Origin of the sequence: Coprococcus sp. ART55/1, assembly GCF_000210595.1 — a bacterium.
Classification (GTDB): domain Bacteria; phylum Bacillota; class Clostridia; order Lachnospirales; family Lachnospiraceae; genus Coprococcus; species Coprococcus aceti.
In genome coordinates this window covers 2,863,188-2,868,734 of sequence record NC_021018.1, presented here as the reverse complement: position 1 = coordinate 2,868,734, position 5,547 = coordinate 2,863,188, and the positions used below count along the sequence as shown (strand labels likewise).

Annotated in this window: 4 protein-coding genes and 1 other annotated feature; of the genes, 3 read left to right on the top strand and 1 reads right to left on the bottom strand. The window is 42.9% G+C overall.

Annotated features, from left to right (window positions below; genetic code table 11):
- Positions 1-8: 8 nt before the first annotated feature.
- Positions 9-1,865, bottom strand: coding sequence for an asparagine synthase (glutamine-hydrolyzing) (gene asnB / locus CCU_RS12930; protein WP_015534968.1), 1,857 nt, complete (start codon positions 1,863-1,865; stop codon positions 9-11).
- A gap of 210 nt (positions 1,866-2,075) precedes the next feature.
- Between asnB and CCU_RS12925 the strand changes: the two genes are divergently transcribed.
- The 3 genes from CCU_RS12925 to CCU_RS12910 all read left to right on the top strand — a co-directional run.
- Positions 2,076-3,431, top strand: a complete 1,356-nt coding sequence (locus CCU_RS12925; RefSeq protein ID WP_015534967.1) for an MATE family efflux transporter — start codon at positions 2,076-2,078, stop codon at positions 3,429-3,431.
- A gap of 109 nt (positions 3,432-3,540) precedes the next feature.
- A complete protein-coding gene (locus CCU_RS14205; RefSeq protein WP_243440901.1) occupies positions 3,541-4,851 on the top strand; it encodes a GNAT family N-acetyltransferase in 1,311 nt (436 codons plus the stop codon).
- Positions 4,852-4,925: 74 nt separating this feature from the next.
- Positions 4,926-5,215, top strand: a binding site (T-box leader).
- A gap of 101 nt (positions 5,216-5,316) precedes the next feature.
- Positions 5,317-5,547: thiamine pyrophosphate-binding protein (locus CCU_RS12910; protein WP_243440900.1), on the top strand; the 231-nt coding region annotated here is incomplete at its 3' end.

Below are 5,547 nucleotides of genomic sequence, written 5' to 3'. Positions count from 1 at the left end.
AAGTCTTTTTATATGTCAAGGACAATAGCATATTTTCTCAGCCAGTGATCAATCTGAAGAAGATATGCCATCATCTGAGGCCCTGCCATGAGCTGACCGAACCACGGCCTGCCGTAATCCTTTGGCGCATTTATGAAACTTTTCACATATTCTCTGTCGATGAGAGGCAGAAGAGGACTTTCCGGATCATTTAGCACGCAGAGAAGCCTCTTTGCAAGCTCCTGTTCATAATGAGGGTCATATGACTTTGGATAAGGGCTTTTCTTTCTGTACATGATTTCGTGCGGAACATAATCCTTCATGGCCTCTCTGAGAAGCTTTTTCTCACAGCCTTCGGAATATTTGTACTCCCATGGAACATTGAACACATAATCAAGTATTCGTGGATCTGCAAATGGAACTCTCGCCTCAAGTCCGCTTGCCATGCTTGTTCTGTCCATTCGGTCAAGCAATGTCTGCATGAACATCCTGATATTCAGATAAGATATCTGCCTGCGCCGCTTTTCTGTATCGGATTCCCCCGGAAGAAGATTGATCTCGGACAGGAGAGAATTGTATAGTGATGACACATATCCCGGTATATCAAGACTATCTATGATGTCCGGCGACAGTACTGAGAGCCTTGGCGACAGATCCTTCATCCATGGGAATGTATCAGATGAAAGCAGTTCTTCTCTGTAGAACCATGGGTATCCTCCAAATATCTCATCCGCGCATTCCCCTGTTAGTACAACTTTGTATTCCTTTGCCACCAATGAACAGAAGTACAGAAGTGATGAATCCACGTCCGCCATGGTCGGCATATCCCTTGATTCCACGGAAGTATACAGATAGTCTGCAAGATCACTGTAATTGCAGGTGAGATATGTGTGGTCTGAACCTATGTGGGCTACCATCATATCTACATATGGTCGATCCTGCTCCGGCTGGAATGCATTTGACTTGAAATATTTAGAATTATCTTTGAAATCAAATGAGAAAGTGTGCAGCTTTTTCCCTTGCTCCCTGAGTTTTGCGGCGCATACGCTGCTGACGATTGATGAGTCGATGCCCCCCGAGAGAAATGTACATACAGGCACATCCGATACGATCTGTCTCTCTATACTGTCCTTGACAAGATAACGGACTTTTTCCACAGTGTCTTCATAGCTGTCAGTGTGAGGATTGCTGGTTATGCGGTAATATGTGAAGTCTGTCATTCCGTAGGGTGAGAATTTCATGAAATGTCCCGGCTTTACTTCGTCTATATTCTGAAATACTCCACAGCCTGGAGTCTTGGACGGCCCGATTCCGAACACCTCACATAGTCCCCGTGCATCAATGACAGGCCTTATACCTGGATAGTAGAGCAGTCCTTTGATCTCTGAGGCGAAGACAAGTGTTCCGTCATCAGTTACTGAGTAGTACAGCGGCTTCACACCGAAGTGATCCCTGTACAGATATATGGTCTGGATATGTTCGTCATATATCGCAAATGCAAATATTCCGTTCAGCCTGTGAACAAAATCGGGACCGAAGTGAAGAAAACAGTTGAGAATAACCTCTGTGTCCGAAGTTGTATCAAATGTATATCCAAGGGCGAGCAGCTCCGATTTCAGTTCCTTTGTGTTGTAGATCTCGCCGTTGTACACTATGTATATAGTATTTTCGCCGATGACCTTTTTCATAGGCTGTTCGCCTCTTGCTACGTCACGTATGGAAAGTCTTGTGTGTGCCATTCCACAGTGCGATGACAGCACTGTATTTTGTGCATCCGGACCTCTGTGAGCAAGTGCCTTATTCATGTCGTTCAATATGTATGAGTATCGTTCATGTTCGGTATTGAAAATCCTGTTGGAGTTATAGAATCCTGCGATGGAACACATATATTTACCTCTTTTTGTGGTATCTATATATTATATTGGGGAGTTGATTTTATAGAACTTTTATATAATACTATAAGTTTGATGCAAGATATGTTAAGTATTGATATAATGTATCATATTTGTTTTCGGTGAGTATGAACACAAAATCGGCAATAAGCATCATGACATTTGAACCTACAAAATATTGATAATAGAAAGAGAAATACTGCAATGAAAAACACTTTAATAAAGACTAACAAAAAATACCTTCCGGGACTTTTAAACATCGCGGTTCCAATCATGCTGAGCAATCTTATATCGCAGCTTCAGATGCTTATAGACAGAATATTTTTAGGACACGTAAACAGCATGTACATGAGCGCACTTGGCAATGTGACTTCACCGATGTGGACCACCATGTCGTTCTGTTTCTCCATCGTGACAGGAGCGTCTATACTGATAAGTCAGGGTGTTGGTGCAGGAGATACCGAACACATAGAGGAATACTCCGGTGCCATGGTGAAATACAATAATATCATACCGATACTGTTATTTTTCTTCTGGACATTCTGCGCTGAATTTGTATTCAGACTCATGGGTGTGTCAGATGGCCTGATGCCGATGTGTCTTGATTATTCCAGGTATTATGCGCCCGTATTTCTGATAACAGGACTTGGCGGTACTTTCAGTGTAATACTTCAGACGTCTAATTATACAAAGCCGCTTGTCATATATGGAATAATAAGGTCGGGAGTCAATATATTCCTCGACTGGATCATGATATTTGGAAGATTCGGACTTCCGGCCATGGGGATAAAGGGTGCAGCCATAGCGACTACAATAGCGGAGTACTCTGGACTTATATTTGCAGTGATATTCGTGGTATCAAGCAAGAAACTTAACACTAAACCATCTATGAAATGGGTAGTAAAGGCACATATAAAGCCGTATCTTTTGTCGGCAAAGCTGGGAGTGAACACAGCTCTTGAGGATTTTGCATGGAATCTTGGCAATCTGCTGCTTATAAGGATTCTCAACGCCATAAATGAGATGGCTGCCGGAATTTATTCCATCATATTCAGTGTTGAAGTTCTGGCGGTTGTCATCATTGGAGCGATAGGAAACGGTACAATGACACTAACCGGTGAGGCAAAAGGAAACAATGATCTGGGTAAATACAAGGGTGTATGTGTCTGTGCGTATGGCTTGTGTATAGTAGTTGGAATCATCACACTCGGTGTCTGTCTTGCGTTTCCACAGCAGATCATATCACTTTTCACCAACGACAAGAGTATAATTGCATCGTGTGGGATATATCTGATCTTTATCAGCATCAATCTTTTCGCAAAATCAGCAAACATAGTTGTTGGCAATGCGATCAGGGGCAGTGGCAACACGATATGGATGCTCATAACACAGTTGTTTGGCACGTTGTGGGTGGTTTCTGTGGCACTTTTGTTCGTGTTTGTCCTTAAGCTTGGAATAGCAGGTGTCTTTCTTGCAGTCATAGTGGACGAGATCGTTAGATCTTTTATCAATCTCGGCAAATATCTGAGGATAGTGAAAAACTGGGAAAGCACAGACTGAGGTAAAAAGGCTGAATTAGCTAAACAGTGGGTGCGACATTCAGTGGCATATATAATTTAGAATAGACGTATCAGAAAAAGAAAGTCTTATATGAAAGGGGATATATGATTTGATTTTAGAAACTAATAGGTTAATATTACGTCACTGGCAGGAGAGTGACGCAGATATATTATTTGAATATGCAAGTGACCCTGATGTGGGACCTATAGCTGGCTGGCCAGTGCATGAGAGCAGGGAGTACAGCCTTGATGTGATACGGAATGTATTTAATGGGCCGGAGTGTTATGCTGTGTGTCTGAAGGACAGCGGCCTGGTTGTCGGAGCCATTGAATTACTGTTAAACGGAAGGACAGATATGACAGACCGCGATGACGAATGTGAACTCGGATACTGGATAGGAAAGCCTCACTGGGGCAACGAATACGCACCGGAGGCGGCCAGGAGACTCATAGAACATGGATTTCTTGATCTGGGCATGAGAACAATATGGTGCGGTTACTACGATGGCAATTCCAAGTCCCGCATAGTACAGGAAAAGCTTGGATTTGTGTTTCATCATACCTGTGATGAAGTGGATGTGCCTCTTTTGAATGAAATCCGGATAGGACATACGAATATTATGACGAGAAAACATTGGCTGTGTGGAAAGATGAAGAATTCACTGTATGATCAGCTGGCCAGGGATTACTGCTGTGATGCGGCTGATATATATTCCAGTGACAATATATTTTCTGAATACAGACAGATAGAAGGACAAAGACGGTTCAAAGGACAGGAAAAGTGCCCACTCAAAATAGCTGTGGTAAATGGCAAGCTGTTATTTACCGGTCGTAGAGAGATTGTAGATGAATGCAGAAAACGCTATGAGAATGCATCTGGCAAATGGTTCATGGATATAGAGAAATTTCGTGAGCTTGACAGTATTCTTTCCAGCTACGGATGTAAATTGAAATCTGCCCACCCATTTTACCTTCCGACGGAACTGAGCGAACAGGCAGTGAGAAAAGATACTACAGATAAACTGATTGATTCGAAGTTTAAAGAAGATTTTAACCTTGTCAGGTATACGGGGGATGAGATCCTGCAATTCAAAGGAGATGACAGATGGAATGAAGCATTTTGCTTTGATGATAACACTCCTGATGTGCTGGCTGTGGCTGCTGTATCAGATGGTGAGATTATTGGTATGGCTGGCGCAAGCGCTGACAGTGACGACTTCTGGCAGATTGGTATAAATGTTGTTCAAGATGCTGAGGGAAGGCATGTGGGTACATTGCTGGTATCTGAACTCACTATGGATATACTCAGAAGTGGCAGGATACCATATTATGGAACTGGCATGTCCCATATAGCCTCCCAGAGAGTTGCCGCTGCGGCAGGTTATGATGTGTTCTGGTTTGAACTGCTGGCGGGCAAGTAAAAGAATCGTTGACACATCTTCATGTTAATGATAAAATAATCACATCTAAGGGTCGTAAAACGACCGGGAAATAGTCAAATGCTATGACGAGGAGGAGTACATGCATCCCCCCGATCAACAGAGAGAAGACGGTGGTGAGAGTCTTCATCAGGAATGTGTGGAAGGTAGCCTTCGAGCAGTGGATTGAAAGATTGCAGCATACATATTTGTCGGCTGTTGTCGAGTAGGTTTCAACGGTTTTTCCCCGATACAGGAATAAGATATTAATAATGATTACAGTGATAATTTATTATAGTATCTGATGAGTGCAGACATTTGTCTGAATTTAGGTGGTACCACGGATATGAACATATTCGCCCTAAGCGTAAAACAGTTGCGCTTAGGGCTTTTTCTATGCAAGGGGTGCATATATACATCCCGAGGCGTAAGTTTAGATTATCATGAACTTTACAGGAGGTATAAGATATGGAGATCAATGGAGCAAAGATGTTTGTAAAAGCGTTGCAGGAAGAGGGAGTAGACACTCTGTTCGCATACCCTGGTGGAACAGCGATAGACCTGTTTGATGCGTTGTATGATGCAGAAGGTATTGATATGATACTTCCAAGACACGAGCAGGCACTTGTTCATGCAGCGGACGGATATGCACGTTCAACAGGAAGAGTTGGAGTGTGTCTGGTAACAAGCGGTCCGGGT

What these genes read in the sequence shown, in the direction of transcription:
- asnB (WP_015534968.1), bottom strand. Translation starts at nt 1,865, where the DNA reads ATGTGTTCCATCGCAGGATTCTATAACTCCAACAGGATTTTCAATACC.
- CCU_RS12925 (WP_015534967.1), top strand. Translation starts at nt 2,076, where the DNA reads ATGAAAAACACTTTAATAAAGACTAACAAAAAATACCTTCCGGGACTT.